We start from the raw sequence: 16,956 nt of genomic DNA on the forward strand, positions 1-16,956 counted from the left end.
GGAAGTTTTGACCCGTTAGCTCAGCTGGTAGAGCAACTCCCTTTTAAGGAGTGGGCCGTTGGTTCGAATCCAACACGGGTCACCACTTCAGACCCCTTCATCTAGTGGCCAAGGATGCCACCCTTTCACGGTGGTCACAGGGGTTCAAATCCCCTAGGGGTCGCCATTTGATGGTCGCTTAGCTCAGTTGGTAGAGCGCTTGCCTTACAAGCAAGTGGTCAGTGGTTCGAGTCCACTAGCGACCACCATTTGGAGCCGTAGTTCAGTTGGTTAGAATGCCGGCCTGTCACGCCGGAGGTCGCGGGTTCGAGTCCCGTCGGCTCCGCCATCATCTACTGGTCAATCTCCCACAAAAACCACAATCGAAAAATATAGCCCTTCTTAGAACTTTTTTAGAACGTTTTTGTATTACAATTTTTCCAATTCCATCTAAGGATTGTAATGCAAGAAGATATGCCTATATATATGATTGAATCGACACAGGAACTACAAAGAGAACAAATAGGGAAATTTTTCTTTACGCATAACGATTTTGCACCCATTCAACTCCATGAACAACACAATAGATACGCCATATGGAAAGTACTTCCACACTTCAATGCAAAATTTTTAAACCAAAATGTATCCGGAACAGTCGTTATAGAGGTAAAACCAACGATTGCGTTCTCTTTTACTGCCAATATCGAAATGGTTTGGGAATTTAGCGATATACGCTATATCCGTCTGCCGCACACAAATGCTATCGAATATATGTATCATAGAAAAACTCCTAGAGTATTTCTTGGCTCGAAAGGACTTTTGAAAATTTTGTCTCAAGATGGTGTTCATCCCATGTACATTGTAGATATCATCGATATTTCACAAGGGGGTGCGAAAATAAAGATTGATGAATACATTGACAAAAAAAGTGTCTCTCTTTCGTTTCGGATATCAGAGAAAAAAGTTTTGTTTACAGGTGCTATTGTAGGTAGTGAGATAATAAACGATCATAGGTACTACAATATCAAATTTGAAGATATGGAACAAGAGGACAAACTACTTTTAGGAAAATATATTGATACCCAACTGAAACTCAATTCACAAAGTAGTTTATCCTATTGGGGCTTTTTTTATGAAACACCGAATAGTCATGGTATACTCTGAAATAAATCAATATAATTTTATATAATGAATTTCAACAAATTTAACAAAAAAGGATGACGCAATGCCTTCGTATCAATCACTTCTTTCTTTGCAAAATTCACAAAAATTGCCAATAGGAACAAAAGCAAATTATACATTGACTCAGGCCATAAGATTCCAATCGTGTTTCATGCGATAGAAGAAACATATGAATTGTGGAAAGTTCCGCCACATAAATACATTAAAAAAATTCACAAAGATGGTATGGCTAAAATTCTCATTCCTCTTTCACCTCTATCCTGCATTACAATTTCCGTGTCGATTGAACAGATTTTTACTTTCGGGAAAGAAACAGTTTTAAAAATCCCACACTCCACACAAATCGAATTTTTATCAAAAAGAAAATATCCCAGAATCGAAGTAGCCATCAAGGCTCTTTTAAGAACAATGGAAACAAAACCATCGGTGGTCCATTCCGTTAGAATATTGGACCTATCTGAACATGGTATGAAAATAGCTCTTAACGACTGTGTCTTAGATAGCGCCCATCCTATCTATATGCGTTTTCAGATCGATCATTCCACAATAGAACTGGAAGGAGAAATAGTAGGTGTCCATAAAGAAGAGGATGGATGCTATTACAATATCAAAATATCTAAAATCGATGAAAAAGCCCAATTTTTAATCAATAAATAATAAATATATCCAAACGCATATCAATAAAGAGATCGATTCTATAGCGAAGTAGATCTTTTCATCCTCTTTTTAAAAATTTTTGCAATATGAATGCATGGTCAAAAACGAGTCTATCCCAAGGAATATCCTCGACTTTGATAATATGGGCTTCTTTTGCGTCATCCCCACCTTTTGGGCTTCCTTGTGCGATACAATCAAAGGTAATAGATACGGTGTGAAACCTCGGATCTCTCAATGGATCGCTAAAAACGTGAAAGAGCCTGGGACTTTCCACATCCAATCCGGTTTCCTCTTTCATTTCGCGGCGTAATGCATCCTCTACCTTCTCTCCAATTTCGACAAAACCGCCAGGCAATGCAAATCCTTTCGGATCATTTTTTCTCTCAATAAGCACGATGCCTTTAAATTCATTTCCTTCAAATATCTTTATGATTCCATCCACCGCCACATAGGGCGTTTTGGGTTGAAACGGGTAGCTATACTTAACGTTTGAGGAGTTTTCTAAGCTCATCCAGGCTCCTTGTGTTGATAATATCCTCTTTTTCACACCAACCTCTTCTTGCCTGATTGACACCATATTGCATGTAAAAGAGGGAGTAGATATTGTGAGAATCTGTATTGATTGACATTTTCACGCCCAGCTCTTTTGCCATTTTGGCATGAATGTCATTGAGATCCAAGCGATCGGGCTGCGCATTGATCTCCATGTGGATACCATTTTGTTTGGCCCGCTCCAGAATCTTGGTCATATCAACTGCTATAGGCTCTCGCATATTGATCATTCTTCCTGTTGGATGGGCGATGATATTAACGTAAGGGTTGTCCATCGCTTTTAAAATTCTATCCGTCTGTTTTTTTTGTTCAAGATTGAATTTATAATGCACAGCAGCCAACACCACATCCATCTGTGCCAAAACCTCGTCACTCATATCAAGCGAGCCATCTTCCAAAATATCGACTTCCATTCCTTTTAAAATGGTAATTCCATCGATCTTTTCATTAACTCTATCGATCTCTTCAAACTCTTTGAGCGCCCTCTTCTCATCCAGCCCTTTCGCTACAGTAAGCCGTTTGGAATGATCTGTAATAGCGATATACTCATATCCCATCTCTTTCGCCGCTTTTGCCATATCCTCGATGGTATGTTTTCCGTCACTATAGACGGTATGCATGTGAAGATCCCCTTTGATATCGCTAAGCTCCACAAGCTTTGGGAGCCTCCCAGCTTTACAAGCCTCGATCTCCCCTCTGTTTTCCCTCAATTCCGGTTCGATATAGCAAAGTCCTACCGCTTGATAGACCTCCTCTTCCGTTTTTCCGGCAATGCGTTCGTTTCCTTTGAAAACACCGTACTCATTTACCTTCAGACCGAGTTCTATCGCAATTTTTCGCACTTCGATGTTATGCGCTTTCGAACCTGTAAAATAGTGCAAAGCCGAACCATAACTCTCATCTTCTACGCTTCTTAGATCCACTTGAAGATCGTTATTGAGAATCACGGTGGACCTGGTAGAACCGGCAGAAACCACCTCTTTGATTTTTGGATATTTGATGAAGTGACGAATCACTTCACTAAAATCTTTTGCGGTAGCCAAAATATCAAGATCTCCTACAGTCTCTTTTTTTCTTCGAAAACTGCCGGCCACCTCCAAATGGGTAAGCTCTATTTGATGCAGATACTCCAACAGATCATCCACGTACTCTTTCGCTTCACTCCATTTAAAGCGTTGGCCCGCTTTTTTGGCCAGTTTCACTCCTTTCAAAATCTTTTGCACCAATGTCGGGCCAAATCCAGGAAGTTTTTCTATTTCACCACTCTCGGCTGCTCTGCGCAAATCCTCCATAGACTGGATATGGAGTTTTTCATACAATGTTTTGATCCTTTTGGGACCAAGCCCTTCGATGGAGAGCATCTCCACAAGAGTCGGAGGGATCTCCTCTTTGATCTGCTCCAGTTTGGAAAACTTCCCCGTTTTGACGATCTCTTTGATATAGAGCGACAAATCGGTTCCGATTCCCGGGAGTTTTGTCAGATCATACCCTTCGTTGACGAGTTCTTCCAAGCTTTTCCCGATATTTTCTACCGTTCTTGCCGCATTTCTGTATGCCCTAACCTTAAAAGGATTTTCTCCCTTTATCTCCAAAAGATCTGCATATTCGTTAAAAATTTTTGCGATTTCACTGTTGGTTATAGCCATGATCTACCTCGATTTCAAATATGCGCCAAAAATCATTATAGCAATACCCGCTATCATCATACCGTATGCCCCGCCGCTCGTCAGCTGTACGCATCCAACAGTAAAAGCGTTGAAAGCTGTTACCATCAGTCCCCATCCAAACAGATAGAACAGCTCACCTTTTCGACACACTCTGCATTTCATTTTCACCCGCTTTTTTGTATTATTATATTGTTAAAGGAGAGGATTTGCAAAAAGCGTCTGTTTTACTGCTCGAAGATGATATCAACCTTGCCGAAACCGTCAAAGAGTATCTTGAAGATGAGGGATATAACGTGGATGTGGTTCATACATCGAGTGATGCAATGGATAGTGTTTACGAAAAACATTATGATATTTTGCTTTTCGACGTCATGGTTCCTGGGATTGACGGCTTTGAGCTTCTAAAAAAAATCAGAGAAAAAGAAGAGACTCCAGCAATCTTCATCACTTCACTTGACAGTGTGGAAAACCTCGAAAAAGGATTCGAAAGCGGTGCAGATGACTATATCAGGAAACCTTTTGCATTGAAAGAACTCAAAATCAGAATGGAAACGCTCTTGAAAAGAAGCTTCGAAACGAAAAAGGATCGTATACAAATAGCCAGCAACATTTTCTTTGATATCAAATCGAACCAGCTCATCCTCAACAATGAACCAATCAATCTCAATCAAAAAGAGCTTCGTTTACTAAAGCTTTTTTTGCAACATCCCAATGAAGTACTCAGTCATGAAACGATCTATGAACATCTTTGGGATTATGAAGAGACACCAAGTGATATGGCGCTACGAACCTATATAAAAAATCTTCGAAAATATATTGGAAAAGAGAGGATAGAGAGTATCAAACGCCATGGTTACAAATTTATCAAGTGAAAAAAAGAGTCTTTGGAACTTTCTACTGCTTTATATATTTTTAACCATTATCATTTTGACGTTGGCATCCTTTAGCTATTACCGTTTTGAAAAAGAGCTGATGCTCAACTCCCATCTTCCTAAACTGCATACCTATGCCAAATATGTCATCACCCGTATCAGACAGATGCATAAAAGTCTGCTGGAGGACAACTACTATCCAAGATACTCCAACTTCAATTCCGCAATCTACGATGCGGATTACGAAAAAATCTTTTCTTTGCTGAAAAATGAATCGATCGATTTTAAACATATGCTCTACAAAAAAGGAAAATATATCTATTTCATAAAAGAGCCGGAACTCTACTATCTGGGGGCAAAATATGTGATTATCGAGATGAAAGATGATGAAGAGTGGCTCTTTTCTGTGTATAGAAATATAACGTTGTTTGGTTTACTCTTTCTTCTTTTTATGGCCGGACTTGGGTATTATCTCGTAAAACTCTTTTTAAAACCGATGAAAGACTCTATCATGCTTTTAAACAATTTCATCAAAGATACGACACATGAACTCAACACTCCTGTAAGCACAATTTTAACCAATGTAGAGACGCTCAAAGATAGCTCAATTGATCAAAAAAGTAAACGGAAAATCGAACGTATCGATATAGCAGCGCGGACGATATCAACCATCTATGAAGATCTCTCCTATCTCTTGCTGCGAGATAAAATTCCATCAACAATAGAAAAAATCGATATGAATGAACTATTACAACAACGCATCGACTACTTTAAAACACTTGCAGACTCGAAAAAAATCAAAATTATCTTTCAGCCTGCTCAACAAAGTTACATACACGCTGATAGGAAAAAAATGGCTCGACTCATAGACAATCTTCTTTCCAATGCCATCAAATACAATAAAATCGGCGGTACAATCTTCATCACCACAACTCCTAACAGTTTTACGATCGAGGATACTGGAATCGGTATACCTCCAGACAAACTCCATCACATTTTCGAACGCTACAGCAGACTCCAAAGCAGTGAAGGAGGATTTGGTCTCGGCCTCAATATCGTCGATATGATCGCTAAAGAGTTTCATCTTGCACTCGATATCCAATCAAAACCGGATCAATTTACAAGGATAACCGTACGATGGCAAAAATAGTTTTCATTTTTTTGATACAAATCGCACTTTTTTCACAAACTCTCTTCGATAAACGCTGTATGCCCTGTCACAAAAAGAAACATCTTGATTTAAAAGCTATTTATTTTAATTATATTTTATATCATTCGAGCAAATCGAGAACGCTAAAGGCCATGCGAGACTTTCTTCTTCATCCAGACCCCAAAAAATCGTTACTTCCGTATGATTATAAAAAAAGAGTAAACGGGGTTTACAGACATAAAATCAAGAAAAAAGAGTTGGAAAAGGCATTGGAAATCTATTGGACTCGATATACCGTTATTGGTAAAATCAGATAGTTCACAATTGACTCACAATTGTGTTTTACAATACCAATACATTCATTAAGGAGGCGAGAATGAAAAAAATCGCAAGCATTATCTTCGCAGCAATGCTCGGAGCTAGCTTTGTAAGCACTGCAGCATTTGCTAGTCCAGAAAAAGGACAAAGAATCTACCAGAAAAAACTTAAAAAAGTGTGTGGATTCAATGGAGCTAAATTTGCTGCAAAACATACACAAGATGAGTGGGAAGAGATCCACGATGCAGGAAAATTTGAAGATGAGATACAAAAACTCTGCCCTAAGTATAAAAAAGGGTATCTCAAAAAATCTCAACTTGAGCATGTATACGACTTTGCATATGAGTATGCAAGCGACAGCGGTAACGTACCAAGTTGTTAATAAACCCCAATCTTAACCAAAGGAGGAAAACATGAAAAAATTGGCAGTACTAGGACTTGCGGCAGCAACGGCAGTGACACTTATGGCAGCGGACGGAGCGGCACTTTATAAAAAATGTGCAGGATGCCACGGTGCTCATGGTGAGCGAAAAGCGCTTGGTAAATCTGAAGTGATCAAAGGCTGGCCAAAAGCGAAAGTTGTTGAAGCGCTCAAAGGCTATAAAGCTGGAACACGAAACGTTCACGGTATGGGCGGACTTATGAAAGCTCAAGTTGCTGCTCTTAGTGATGCAGATATCGAAGCAATCGCTGATTATCTTTCTAAACAATAATTAAAACCGGCTCTTGCCGGTTTTAAATAAATCTTTGTACCCACTGTACGATCTGCGGTGCTGAGAGAGCACCGGAAACTCTATCTAACTCTTTCCCATGTAAAAAAGCAATCATCGTAGGAATTCCCCTGATGCCAAACGGAGCGGCAAGTTGCGGATACTCTTCTGTATTGAGTTTTGCGAATCTCGCTTTCAAAGGAAAATTTGCAGCCGCCGCTTCAAAATTTGGAGCCATCATCCGACAAGGACCGCACCACGGTGCCCAGAAATCCACAATAACAGGAATATCGTTTTTTGTGATCATAATCTCAAAATTTGATGGATCCAGTTCAACTGGATGGGTATCTAACAGATCAAAACCACACTTCCCACATTTAGCTTTATTGTAGTGCTCTTTTTTAGGGAGTCTATTCACACTCAGACAGTTTGGACAAACAACATTGATCGTCTCCATATCTCCTCCTTTTTTTCTTGCATTGTAACTTAAGAAAAAAGATTTATGTGCGACATAAGTCACTTTTGATATGATCTTGACATGAAAAAGATGGTTCTCTTATTGCTTCCGGTTCTTTTTTTCCTCGTAGCATATAGTTTACGAACTTATAAAAGCAGTGAAAAAGTCACTATCGAAAATCATCAAAAAGATACCCATGTACGGATCGATCCAAACTGTGCAAGCTGCTTTGAGAAATATATAGAAAAAGTGATTAACGAGGGATCAAACATCTTTCACTACCCTTCAGGTCCTATGCCTGGAGGTACTGTATCTTCTGAAGATGCGAATAAAATAGCAGCATTTCTAGCAACACTGCAAGGCTTTAAACCAAGCCATCCCGAATGGGTCCAAGAGGGAAAATATCTTTTCTACGGAAACTGCATTGGGTGCCACAGCAATGGCGGCAAAGGCCAAAAAGGATACTTTCCCGATTTAACCCGAAAACCCCTCAAAGGAATCGAGATGCTCAGTCAAAAAGGATATGGTACAATAGAAAAAAGGCAAAGGTAGAGTATGCCTGAAGACTTCAGCGTAGAAGAAGCTTTCCCCGTTACACCTCTGCGTCCTCACCCAGTCATTCGTATCTGGAAAAAGAGCCAAAAAAATGCAAAAAGAAAGTATGAAACGTATAAAAAAAACAGGAAGAACTACAAGAAAAAAAGCAAAAACGGCCATATAGATATCTACGTATAGCTTTGCTATAATTTTTGCAAAAAAGGAATATCCATGGGTAAAGTTCTCATAATAGGCGCTGGTGGCGTAGGACGAGTCGTTGCACATAAATGCGCTCTCAATCCTAACACCTTTGAGCATATCACACTGGCAAGCAGAACACTAGCAAAATGTGAAGAGATCCAGCAAGAGATCAAAGATAAATGGAACCAAGATATCGATGTCGCAAAAGTAGATGCAGACAATGTCAATGAGCTTATCGATCTCATTCACCTGGTAAAACCGGATCTAGTCATCAATGTGGCTTTGCCCTACCAGGATCTCTCCATCATGGAAGCATGCATGGAGACAAAAGTGGACTATCTCGATACGGCAAACTACGAGCATCCGGATACGGCAAAATTTGAGTATGGGCCGCAATGGGCTCTACATGAGCCATTCAAGGAGCGAGGTATCATGGGGCTTCTTGGAAGCGGATTCGATCCAGGGGTGACCAACGTCTTTTGCGCCTACGCCCAGAAACACTATTTTGACGAGATCCACTATATCGATATACTTGATTGTAACGCTGGTGATCACGGCTATCCTTTCGCTACAAATTTCAATCCCGAAATCAATATCCGTGAAGTAAATTCCAAAGGAAGATATTGGGAAAATGGCAAGTGGATAGAGACTGAACCTATGGAATACAAAATGGTTTGGGACTATCCGGAAATTGGCCCAAAGGATAGCTACCTGCTCTATCATGAAGAAGAGGAGTCTCTGGTTAAGCATATAAAAGGACTGAAGCGTATCCGATTTTGGATGACATTTAGCCAAAGCTACCTTACACATCTGAAAGTTTTAGACAATATCGGGCTTACAAGAATCGACCCGATTGAAGTGGATGGATGCAAAGTTGTACCCCTGCATGTGGTAAAAGCTTTGCTTCCAGATCCGGCATCTCTTGGTCCTCGCACTAAAGGAAAAACAAACATCGGTGTTGTTTGTGAAGGGATCAAAGACGGCAAACGAAGAAAAGTGTATATCTACAACATCTGTGACCACCAAGAAGCCTACAAAGAGGTTTACAGCCAGTGCGTGAGCTATACCACCGGGGTCCCGGCGATGATCGGGGCAAAAATGATGTTAGAGAAAAAGTGGTATCGACCGGGAGTATGGAACATGGAACAGTTTGACCCGGATCCATTTATGGAAGAGCTCAACAGACAAGGACTGCCTTGGCATGTAATGGAGATGGATCCAGATGAGACAAGAGAAATAGAATGAGAAAACATATTTTCAGTGCACTTTGCTGTGCACTCCTGGCACATGCCGGATGGATGGAAACATTACACTCTTTTACAGCTCAAAAAAGAGAACAAAATACCAAGATCAACAAAAGTATTGACGATACAAAAGCACAAAGGGCGATGAAGAATGCTTTGAGAGTTGGTATGCAGGAAGCTATAAAGCAGCTTGGAAAAGTGGATGGCTTTTATAAAAATCCTCTCGTCAAAATTCCCATTCCATCAAATATGCAATATATAGCCGATACACTGAAAAGAGTTGGCATGGGCAAATATGTAGAAAAGTTCGATCTCTCTATGAACCGTGCCGCAGAAGAAGCGATACCCGAGACCGCCTCTATACTTTACGATACACTCAAAAGTATAGATACAAAAAAAGCTAAAAAGTTGATCTTTTCACAAAAAGAGAATGCTATCACAAACTATTTTAAAACGCATGCAGGAAAAGAGTTGGCTCAAAGAATCGCTCCAATTATCAAAAAACATATGGAAAAAGAGCAAGTGACGAAATATTATCAAACTATTGTTACGTACTATAATCAATATGGACAGAACAGCTATATCGATGCAGCCATGAGTTTTATGGGCAAATCCAATGAGCCAATAAAAGAAAAAGATCTTACAAGCTATGTCACCAACAGAGCATTGGAGGGGCTTTTTACTATGCTAGCACAAAAAGAAAAATCGATACGTACCTCTCCAATAGCAAGAACGACTAGAACGTTACAAGAGGTTTTCGGTGCAATTCGCTAGTCAAATCCAAAAGGTTCTTGACCAAATTCCGACACCCTGTTATGTGTGTGAAGAAGGGCTTCTGAGAAGAAATCTCGAGATTTTAGATGAGGTACAGCAAAAAAGTGGTGCTAAAATCATCTTGGCCCTCAAAGGCTTCGCCATGTGGAGTACCTTTGATATTTTAAAACAATATCTGCACGGTGCCACTGCAAGTGGACTTTGGGAAGCGAAGCTCGCCTTTGAAGAGTTAGGCAAAGAGGTACACACCTATTCTCCTGCATTCAAAGAAGATGAGATTGAGCTCATTGCAAAAATGAGCGATCATATCGTTTTTAACTCTATGCATCAATTCAATGCTTTCAAGGATATAGTCAAAAAAACAGATCCAGATATCTCCATAGGAGTTCGCGTCAATCCAGAATATTCTGCAGCTCCAGTGGATCTGTATAACCCCTGTGGAGCTTTTAGCCGATTGGGGGTGGTGAGGAGCGAGTTTAGCTGGGATGATGCAATAAAGGGGCTTCATTTTCATGCATTGTGTGAAGAGAGTGCCGAGAGTCTGGAGGGTGTGCTTAAAGCATTCGAAGAGCGTTTTGGAGAGTTTGTACCCAAATGCAAATGGATCAATTTCGGTGGAGGCCACCATATCACAAAAGAGGGCTACAACAGAGAACTCTTGATCAAACTTATCCGCGATTTCAAAAAGCGTTATGATGTTGAAGTCTATCTGGAACCGGGAGAAGCTGTCGGCTGGCAAACGGGCGTCTTGGTGGCAACCGTTGTGGATATCGTTCATAACGGTATGGATATAGCCATTTTGGATACCTCGGCTGAAACACACATGCCAGATGTTTTGGCTATGCCTTATCGACCCGATGTAAGAGGAGCCGCAAAACCCGGAGAAAAACCCTACACCTATCGACTCGGTGGCAACAGCTGTCTTGCAGGCGATATCATAGGCGATTACAGTTTCGATGAACCGTTGCAAAGAGGCCAAAAACTTGTATTCGAAGATATGATTCACTACACTTTCGTCAAAAACACGACTTTCAATGGTATCAGACTACCCTCATTAGCCCTGCTAAAAGAGGATGGAAAGTTTGAAATCGTTAAAAAGTTTGACTATTGCGACTACAAACACAGACTCTCATGAAACTCCTTCTTCTCGTTCTTTTCGTCTATAGTGCCTTTGCTCTGTATCTCTATCTTTTCCAAGAAAAAATCATCTTCCGCCCCTATCTTGCTCCTAAAAAGGTAGATATTCCAAAAGAAGCCAAAATTGTTATGGTCGATGGTCAGGAAGTGGGGATTTTGGATCGAAAAAGTGACGTGACGGTGTTTTATTTCGGTGGCAATGCGGATAATGCACTGCAAGCTCTTACTCTTTTTCAAGATCTTCCTTTCAATATTGTTACCTACAACTATCCAGGATACGGAAATTCCAAAGGAAGACCTACCCAGCAAAGTCTCTATCAATCGGCCTTGAGGATTTTTCAAAAGTTTCATACAAAACACAACATCATTGTCGGAAGAAGTCTTGGAACAAGCGTTGCAACCTATGTAGCGTCACTTACAAAACCTACAAGCCTCATCCTCATTACCCCATTCCACTCTATTGCCTACTTAGCCAAGATGCGTTATCCGATTTTTCCTGTTTCACTGATATTGAAGCATCCTTTCCCTACGTACCGATATGTTCAAAAAGTACAGGCTCCTATCTATGTTCTGTTGGCTCAAAAAGACACCCTCACACCACCAAAAAGCTATGAGGCTTTAAAACCATTCATGTCAAACCTCAAAGAGGAACGTATCATACCAAACTCGACGCATGCGGATATTTTAGAGCACCAGCAAACCAAAGAGGTTGTACAACAGTTTATCCTCCAATCTGTTCAAGAGCTCTCTTCATAAGCTCGATGTGATAATTTTCTTGATTATTGATACAATCAAAGAACCGGCTTAGCTCTTCATCCCTTATAGCAGCACTCAATGTCTTGCACTGCTCTTTTGCAGCCAATTCCTCCTCTATACCATCTTTCAAAAACTGCTTCATATCATCAAACCTATACACCTCTTTCATTACAACTCGCGGAACCGCCAAGATACCAAGTCTTGCAGCAATAACACAAAAAGATTTTAGATGATAGAGAGATTCATAGATAAGATCTTCAAAAATAAGGGAGAGTTCACTTTGTCTGGTATGAATCTGGGAGTAGGTATAGGTTACAATCAACTCATACTCTTTATAGATCTCCTCAAAAAGAAATTGCACGAGATTCGACAGACTCTCTTGATCAAGGTTCTTGTAGCTAAGATGGCGATCGAAACTGTGGATATCCACAGGCTCTTGCTCGGAAAACTTTTCCAACATATACACCATATAGGACTCATCACTTCGTATCCTGTCAAAAAGGATATTTTCCGGATACTCCTTTTGTATGGCCTTGATGGAATTGATGAGATCTTTAAACAAGAGAGTGGAATTGTCAAATCCAAGCTGAATATGATCCCTGTCCCAATCAAAATCTTCACCATCTTCTACAATGGCCCCAGCAAGCCATTTGAGATGGCGAAACTGAATATTTGCAAAATCGAGCATCGTATCAAACCAATCACCTTTTGGAAGGCTGAAACCTCCAAATAAAAGTTTCAACCACAACTCATGCTTTTTTCGAAACAGATTGTTCAATTTCTCCTCCTTGGGGTACCGGACAACTAAGGGTCACATATTCGATGTACTCTTTGTTTTCTCCTCTTTTTCTGGCTTCATAGTCTTGCACTGCAGCCATAAACGCTCTGGCAACCACTTCTCCACAGGCAGCATCTTCTGGGGGATTGTCTTTGATCTTTTCAAACACATCTTGTGTAAATTCGACACCGCTTTGAAGCGTTTTGCCTTTATACTCTTCACTAAACAGAGCTCCACTCACAAGCGTGGTACCACATCCATTGGTTTGCCATTTGATCTCTTTGATAATCGTGCTAATAGGATCTATTTTGAGATAAATCACTACCATCTCACCTGTCTGAGCATTTTTCCCGAACCCTTTTGCGTCATACTCTTTCATCTCACCATAATTTGTCGGATTGAGCATGAGTTCCAAGTATTTTGGATCTATAGGGATATTTGTTTGCTCCATAATGCTCCTTTTGCTAAAATCTAAATAGATTATATCCAAAGGGAGTATGTGAAAAAAGAGAAATTGGCAAGGAGCAGATATATACGTGAACTAGAGCGTTTCGTCAATAGAATCGTCGATTTTTTCAATAGAAAAGAACCAACAAAACAGGAAATTGCTTCTTATATAGATACGATCTTCAAACCTCTTGAGACGATAGAAAAAACCTATCTGTCAAGCGAATATCTGAAAGCTTTGGAAAAGTTTGTCGAAAAAAATGCCAATATAGGAAGAAGTGACAAAAGCGCACAAGAACTTAAAGAGGATGTTCTAAAAGAGGCGAATCTCTTACGAAAACTCAAAAGAACCAAGTGTTTCAGCAAAGCAAAACATAAAAAAGGGTGGGAAGAGGCATAGGCCTCTTAGAAGATTGATAGCAGTACCCCGGCTGCCACAGCCGATCCGATAACACCCGCGACATTTGGTCCCATCGCATGCATCAACAAAACATTTGTAGGATCGCTCTCCATTCCAACTCTGTTGGCTACACGTGCGGCCATAGGTACAGCACTCACACCCGCCGCACCGATAAGTGGATTAATTGGCTCTTTGGACATTTTATTCATAATTTTACCCATGATAACTCCTGCAGCCGTACCGATAGAGAATGCCACAAGTCCAAGAAGCAATATGCCTAGAGTTTCTGGTACCAAGAAATATTCAGCGGCAAGTTTACTTCCTACAGAAAGTCCCAAAAAGATCGTGACGATGTTGATAAGTTCGTTTTGTAATGTTTTTGAAAGTCGTTCGACCACACCAGATTCTCGCACGAAGTTACCGAAAGTCAGCGCTCCGATAAGTGGTGAAGACTCCGGTAAGATCAGAAGCGTTAAAATCAACACAGTCAAAGGAAAGAGCATTTTTTCAAGTTTACTCACTTTTCGTCTCGTAGTCATCTTGATTTTTCGCTCTTCTTCACTTGTCAAGGCTTTCATGATTGGCGGCTGGATGACTGGAACGAGTGCCATATAGCTATAGGCAGCAACTGCCATAGCCCCCAACAGATCAGGAGCCAGTTTACTCGCTATAAAGATGGTAGTCGGACCATCGGCGCCACCAATTATAGAGATTGCTGCAGAATCTTGCATACTAAAATCGAATATTCCGAATTGGCTTAATGCAACTGCACCGACAAGCGTTCCAAAAATACCAAACTGTGCAGCAGCACCTAAAAGTGCCGTTTTGGGGTTTGCCAGCAAAGGACCAAAATCGGTCATCGCACCGACACCCATGAAGATGAGAATAGGAAAGAGCTCATTGGCGATACCTGCTTTAAAAAGTTCACCGATAAACCCACCATCGCCAATGATATTGGCAAGTGGAATGTTTGCCAAAAGCCCTCCAAAACCGATAGGTATCAATAAAAGCGGCTCGAATCCCTTGGCGATCGCCAAATAAAAAAGTACAAAACATATAGCGATCATAATGAGGCGGCCGAAGCTTTGCTGAAATTTACTAATTTCATCGCCTTTGGCATTCTTTACGCCATCTTTTGGATTCAAAAAGGCGTATATACCGGTCTGTTTGTAAAAGTTGAGGAGCAAAGAGCCAAAACTCTTGCTTTCTGTTTGCACCTCTTTATGTGCCTCACTGGATGCAACATGGTTCACAGTCGCCAAAGCACCCAACGGAATGAGGAAAAACGAGAGTGCCAGAAAAAAGGTAACTAATCTTTTTTTCATCGCCCTACTCCATCGTCGCCAGAACTTGGCCCTCTTCAACACTATCGTTCACTTTCACAGCAATATGTGCTATCACACCATCTTGAGGAGCCGGGATATCGATCTCCATCTTCATGGATTCCAGTATCATAATCTTGTCACCTGCTTTGACTTTATCACCTGGGTTTACAAGAATCTTCCAGACAGTACCGGGAACGGCTGACTTTATCTCGACCATGCCGCCTGCAGCTTCCCCTTTGCTTGCCTGTTCTTCAACGATCTCAATCTCTTTTTTCGCTTCCGCTTCCGGTTTAACCTCAACGTTTCCTTCAGCAACTTCAACGACAAACTTTTCACCATCAACGATCACTGTATAGATTCCGCTCGTTTTACCCACTTTTTCTTCCTCCATTTCGCTTATTTTTCTCACCATTAATGGACTTTCGCCTTTTAAGAATGCAATGCCTTTATCGCCACAAGCGGCCGCTATAAAGATATTCTCTTCTGTCGTTTCGATATTTTCATCTTCCAGTTTTTTCTTCCAGTATGCTATCGATTTTGTCTCGTCTCTATCCGCAATATCGAGTGGATTCTCTTTTGTTGGTTCGAGTCCCAGCTGTTCGCTTGCCAGTTTTACAACTTCCGGATCTGGTGCAACTGGAGTTTTTCCAAAGTAACCCAGTACCATGCGGCCATATCCCGGAGCTATTTTTTTCCAAGGACCGAACATCACGTTATTGAATGCTTGCTGCCAGTAAAACTGGCTCACGGGCGTCACACTGGTACCAAAACCACCCTTTTCAACCACTTCTCGCATCGCTTTGATCACTTCTGGGTATTTATGCAAGATTTTGTTGTCTCGCATCATCTGGGTATTGGCTGTCAGTGCACCGCCAGGCATAGGAGAAAATGGAATGAGTGGACTCACTTGCGTTGCTTCAGGCGGAATGAAATAGTCTGCCAGGCACTCTTTGAGCGTCTCTTCATAATCTAGTACTTTTTCCATATCAAGCCCGCCAAGATCATACGGCTTGCCCTTAACCGCATGGAGCATCGTGATGATATCTGGCTGACTTGTTCCACCACTTACAGGAGATGCTGCCAGGTCGATACCGTCGACTCCCGCTTCAAGAGCCGCTAGATAACATGCCACGCTTACTCCAGCGGTTTCATGGGTATGAAGACGGATATGTACGTCTTTTCCCAAAAGCTTCCGGGCCATTTTGATAGTCTGATACACTTTTTCAGGGCTGCTGGTACCGCTTGCGTCTTTGAAAGCGAGACTGTCAAACTCGATACCTCTATCCAAAATTTCTCGTAGTTTTTTCTCATAAAATTCTGGAGTGTGTGCACCGGTGCATCCTGGAGGAAGATCCATGATGGTAATGACCGCTTCATGCTTCATTCCATACTTTTTGATGCATTTTGCGGAGTATTCCAGGTTGTCCACATCATTGAGTGCATCGAAATTTCGTACAGTAGTCGTTCCATGCTTCGCAAACATCTTTGCAAACAGATCGATCAGTTCTCTACTACCCGTATCAAGCATCACCGTATTGATGCCTCGAGCCAATATCTGAAGATTTGCTTCTGGTCCAACTTTTTCTCTGAATGCATCCATCATATCGAATGCATTCTCTCGTAGATAGAAAAAGAGACTTTGAAAACGTGCTCCTCCACCAAACTCGAAATGGGTAATTCCAACCTCTTTTGCCGCATCAAGTGCCGGCAAAAAATCTTTCATCAAAACTCGTCCACCAAAAACGGATTGAAATCCATCTCTGAAGGTGGTATCCATCACATCAATGTATTTCTTTTTTGCCATGTTCCCCTC

The 16,956-nt window shown here is 41.0% G+C and carries 22 protein-coding genes and 4 tRNA genes; 18 read left to right on the top strand and 8 right to left on the bottom strand.

The window, feature by feature from the left end; all coding sequences use genetic code 11:
* Positions 1–9 precede the first annotated feature (9 nt).
* From NIS_RS06870 to NIS_RS06895, 6 genes are all read left to right on the top strand, one after another.
* Positions 10–85: transfer RNA gene (locus NIS_RS06870), tRNA-Lys, on the top strand.
* A 5-nt stretch (positions 86–90) separates the two neighbouring features.
* Positions 91–166: transfer RNA gene (locus NIS_RS06875), tRNA-Glu, on the top strand.
* 6 nt (positions 167–172) lie between these two features.
* A tRNA-Val gene (locus NIS_RS06880) sits at positions 173–248 on the top strand.
* A 3-nt stretch (positions 249–251) separates the two neighbouring features.
* Positions 252–328, top strand: a tRNA-Asp gene (locus tag NIS_RS06885).
* Positions 329–441: 113 nt separating this feature from the next.
* Complete coding sequence (locus NIS_RS06890) at positions 442–1,143, top strand: PilZ domain-containing protein (RefSeq protein WP_012082655.1); 702 nt, start codon at positions 442–444, stop codon at positions 1,141–1,143.
* A gap of 243 nt (positions 1,144–1,386) precedes the next feature.
* Positions 1,387–1,818, top strand: coding sequence for a PilZ domain-containing protein (locus NIS_RS06895; protein WP_148164078.1), 432 nt, complete (start codon positions 1,387–1,389; stop codon positions 1,816–1,818).
* Positions 1,819–1,876: 58 nt separating this feature from the next.
* Here the strand turns inward: NIS_RS06895 and NIS_RS06900 are convergent, their stop codons facing one another.
* From NIS_RS06900 to NIS_RS06910, 3 genes are read right to left on the bottom strand one after another with little or no spacing between them, the layout of a single operon-like run.
* A complete protein-coding gene (locus NIS_RS06900) occupies positions 1,877–2,329 on the bottom strand; it encodes an NUDIX domain-containing protein (RefSeq protein WP_012082657.1) in 453 nt (150 codons plus the stop codon).
* Positions 2,301–4,016 carry a DNA polymerase/3'-5' exonuclease PolX gene (gene polX / locus NIS_RS06905; RefSeq protein WP_012082658.1) on the bottom strand — a complete coding sequence of 572 codons (1,716 nt, stop codon included), beginning with the start codon at positions 4,014–4,016 and terminating at the stop codon, positions 2,301–2,303. Before polX ends, NIS_RS06900 begins: the two co-directional genes overlap by 29 nt.
* 3 nt (positions 4,017–4,019) lie before the next feature.
* The gene (locus tag NIS_RS06910) at positions 4,020–4,199 is read right to left on the bottom strand and encodes a hypothetical protein (RefSeq protein ID WP_041354049.1); all 180 of its coding nucleotides are present in this window, start codon (positions 4,197–4,199) and stop codon (positions 4,020–4,022) included.
* A 44-nt stretch (positions 4,200–4,243) separates the two neighbouring features.
* On the opposite strand from NIS_RS06910, the gene NIS_RS06915 reads away from it, so the two are divergent.
* The 5 genes from NIS_RS06915 to NIS_RS06935 are packed head-to-tail and all read left to right on the top strand — an operon-like array spanning position 4,244 to position 7,090.
* Complete coding sequence (locus NIS_RS06915) at positions 4,244–4,909, top strand: response regulator transcription factor (protein ID WP_012082659.1); 666 nt, start codon at positions 4,244–4,246, stop codon at positions 4,907–4,909.
* Positions 4,887–6,059: a sensor histidine kinase gene (locus NIS_RS06920; protein WP_012082660.1), complete on the top strand. Its 1,173-nt coding sequence runs from the start codon at positions 4,887–4,889 to the stop codon at positions 6,057–6,059. Before NIS_RS06915 ends, NIS_RS06920 begins: the two co-directional genes overlap by 23 nt.
* Complete coding sequence (locus NIS_RS06925; protein ID WP_012082661.1) at positions 6,047–6,376, top strand: hypothetical protein; 330 nt, start codon at positions 6,047–6,049, stop codon at positions 6,374–6,376. Before NIS_RS06920 ends, NIS_RS06925 begins: the two co-directional genes overlap by 13 nt.
* Positions 6,377–6,435: 59 nt before the next feature.
* Positions 6,436–6,759 carry a hypothetical protein gene (locus tag NIS_RS06930; RefSeq protein WP_012082662.1) on the top strand — a complete coding sequence of 108 codons (324 nt, stop codon included), beginning with the start codon at positions 6,436–6,438 and terminating at the stop codon, positions 6,757–6,759.
* A 31-nt stretch (positions 6,760–6,790) separates the two neighbouring features.
* On the top strand, positions 6,791–7,090 hold the full coding sequence (locus tag NIS_RS06935) for a c-type cytochrome (protein ID WP_012082663.1): 300 nt from the start codon (positions 6,791–6,793) through the stop codon (positions 7,088–7,090).
* Positions 7,091–7,112: 22 nt separating this feature from the next.
* Here NIS_RS06935 and trxC read toward each other — a convergent pair whose 3' ends face one another.
* Positions 7,113–7,544, bottom strand: a complete 432-nt coding sequence (trxC, locus tag NIS_RS06940) for a thioredoxin TrxC (protein WP_012082664.1) — start codon at positions 7,542–7,544, stop codon at positions 7,113–7,115.
* A gap of 81 nt (positions 7,545–7,625) precedes the next feature.
* Here trxC and NIS_RS06945 point away from each other — a divergent pair, with 81 nt between their 5' ends.
* Genes NIS_RS06945 through NIS_RS06970 form a run of 6 tightly spaced genes read left to right on the top strand, consistent with a single transcriptional unit; the run spans position 7,626 to position 12,193 of the window.
* Positions 7,626–8,096 (top strand): c-type cytochrome, encoded by a 471-nt coding sequence (locus NIS_RS06945; RefSeq protein ID WP_012082665.1) that lies wholly within the window; start codon positions 7,626–7,628, stop codon positions 8,094–8,096.
* Between the two features lie 3 nt (positions 8,097–8,099).
* Positions 8,100–8,279, top strand: coding sequence for a hypothetical protein (locus tag NIS_RS06950; RefSeq protein ID WP_041354050.1), 180 nt, complete (start codon positions 8,100–8,102; stop codon positions 8,277–8,279).
* Positions 8,280–8,312: 33 nt separating this feature from the next.
* Complete coding sequence (locus NIS_RS06955; RefSeq protein ID WP_012082666.1) at positions 8,313–9,527, top strand: saccharopine dehydrogenase family protein; 1,215 nt, start codon at positions 8,313–8,315, stop codon at positions 9,525–9,527.
* Complete coding sequence (locus tag NIS_RS06960) at positions 9,524–10,300, top strand: DUF4197 domain-containing protein (protein ID WP_012082667.1); 777 nt, start codon at positions 9,524–9,526, stop codon at positions 10,298–10,300. The genes NIS_RS06955 and NIS_RS06960 overlap by 4 nt, the downstream gene beginning before the upstream one ends.
* On the top strand, positions 10,287–11,435 hold the full coding sequence (nspC, locus tag NIS_RS06965; RefSeq protein WP_012082668.1) for a carboxynorspermidine decarboxylase: 1,149 nt from the start codon (positions 10,287–10,289) through the stop codon (positions 11,433–11,435). The genes NIS_RS06960 and nspC overlap by 14 nt, the downstream gene beginning before the upstream one ends.
* Positions 11,408–12,193: an alpha/beta hydrolase gene (locus NIS_RS06970; protein ID WP_148164079.1), complete on the top strand. Its 786-nt coding sequence runs from the start codon at positions 11,408–11,410 to the stop codon at positions 12,191–12,193. Before nspC ends, NIS_RS06970 begins: the two co-directional genes overlap by 28 nt.
* Here NIS_RS06970 and NIS_RS06975 read toward each other — a convergent pair.
* Positions 12,159–12,971 (bottom strand): hypothetical protein, encoded by an 813-nt coding sequence (locus tag NIS_RS06975; protein WP_012082670.1) that lies wholly within the window; start codon positions 12,969–12,971, stop codon positions 12,159–12,161. The genes NIS_RS06970 and NIS_RS06975 overlap by 35 nt on opposite strands.
* On the bottom strand, positions 12,943–13,422 hold the full coding sequence (locus NIS_RS06980; RefSeq protein ID WP_012082671.1) for an iron-sulfur cluster assembly scaffold protein: 480 nt from the start codon (positions 13,420–13,422) through the stop codon (positions 12,943–12,945). Before NIS_RS06980 ends, NIS_RS06975 begins: the two co-directional genes overlap by 29 nt.
* A gap of 48 nt (positions 13,423–13,470) precedes the next feature.
* Between NIS_RS06980 and NIS_RS06985 the strand changes: the two genes are divergently transcribed.
* On the top strand, positions 13,471–13,818 hold the full coding sequence (locus NIS_RS06985; protein ID WP_012082672.1) for a hypothetical protein: 348 nt from the start codon (positions 13,471–13,473) through the stop codon (positions 13,816–13,818).
* Positions 13,819–13,823: 5 nt separating this feature from the next.
* Here NIS_RS06985 and NIS_RS06990 read toward each other — a convergent pair whose 3' ends face one another.
* Both NIS_RS06990 and NIS_RS06995 read right to left on the bottom strand, forming a co-directional pair.
* Positions 13,824–15,143: a sodium ion-translocating decarboxylase subunit beta gene (locus NIS_RS06990; RefSeq protein ID WP_012082673.1), complete on the bottom strand. Its 1,320-nt coding sequence runs from the start codon at positions 15,141–15,143 to the stop codon at positions 13,824–13,826.
* Positions 15,144–15,147: 4 nt separating this feature from the next.
* A complete protein-coding gene (locus NIS_RS06995) occupies positions 15,148–16,947 on the bottom strand; it encodes a biotin/lipoyl-containing protein (RefSeq protein ID WP_012082674.1) in 1,800 nt (599 codons plus the stop codon).
* Positions 16,948–16,956: the final 9 nt, after the last annotated feature.

This window comes from Nitratiruptor sp. SB155-2 (genome assembly GCF_000010325.1).
Lineage (GTDB): Bacteria > Campylobacterota > Campylobacteria > Campylobacterales > Nitratiruptoraceae > Nitratiruptor.

Bases quoted from the DNA above. Each gene is read 5' to 3' on its own strand.
- NIS_RS06890 (WP_012082655.1), top strand. From the start codon at position 442: ATGCAAGAAGATATGCCTATATATATGATTGAATCGACACAGGAACTA.
- NIS_RS06895 (WP_148164078.1), top strand. From the start codon at position 1,387: ATGGCTAAAATTCTCATTCCTCTTTCACCTCTATCCTGCATTACAATT.
- NIS_RS06900 (WP_012082657.1), bottom strand. From the start codon at position 2,329: ATGAGCTTAGAAAACTCCTCAAACGTTAAGTATAGCTACCCGTTTCAA.
- polX (WP_012082658.1), bottom strand. From the start codon at position 4,016: ATGGCTATAACCAACAGTGAAATCGCAAAAATTTTTAACGAATATGCA.
- NIS_RS06910 (WP_041354049.1), bottom strand. From the start codon at position 4,199: ATGAAATGCAGAGTGTGTCGAAAAGGTGAGCTGTTCTATCTGTTTGGA.
- NIS_RS06920 (WP_012082660.1), top strand. From the start codon at position 4,887: ATGGTTACAAATTTATCAAGTGAAAAAAAGAGTCTTTGGAACTTTCTA.
- NIS_RS06925 (WP_012082661.1), top strand. From the start codon at position 6,047: ATGGCAAAAATAGTTTTCATTTTTTTGATACAAATCGCACTTTTTTCA.
- NIS_RS06930 (WP_012082662.1), top strand. From the start codon at position 6,436: ATGAAAAAAATCGCAAGCATTATCTTCGCAGCAATGCTCGGAGCTAGC.
- NIS_RS06935 (WP_012082663.1), top strand. From the start codon at position 6,791: ATGAAAAAATTGGCAGTACTAGGACTTGCGGCAGCAACGGCAGTGACA.
- trxC (WP_012082664.1), bottom strand. From the start codon at position 7,544: ATGGAGACGATCAATGTTGTTTGTCCAAACTGTCTGAGTGTGAATAGA.
- NIS_RS06945 (WP_012082665.1), top strand. From the start codon at position 7,626: ATGAAAAAGATGGTTCTCTTATTGCTTCCGGTTCTTTTTTTCCTCGTA.
- NIS_RS06950 (WP_041354050.1), top strand. From the start codon at position 8,100: ATGCCTGAAGACTTCAGCGTAGAAGAAGCTTTCCCCGTTACACCTCTG.
- NIS_RS06955 (WP_012082666.1), top strand. From the start codon at position 8,313: ATGGGTAAAGTTCTCATAATAGGCGCTGGTGGCGTAGGACGAGTCGTT.
- NIS_RS06960 (WP_012082667.1), top strand. From the start codon at position 9,524: ATGAGAAAACATATTTTCAGTGCACTTTGCTGTGCACTCCTGGCACAT.
- NIS_RS06980 (WP_012082671.1), bottom strand. From the start codon at position 13,422: ATGGAGCAAACAAATATCCCTATAGATCCAAAATACTTGGAACTCATG.
- NIS_RS06990 (WP_012082673.1), bottom strand. From the start codon at position 15,143: ATGAAAAAAAGATTAGTTACCTTTTTTCTGGCACTCTCGTTTTTCCTC.
- NIS_RS06995 (WP_012082674.1), bottom strand. From the start codon at position 16,947: ATGGCAAAAAAGAAATACATTGATGTGATGGATACCACCTTCAGAGAT.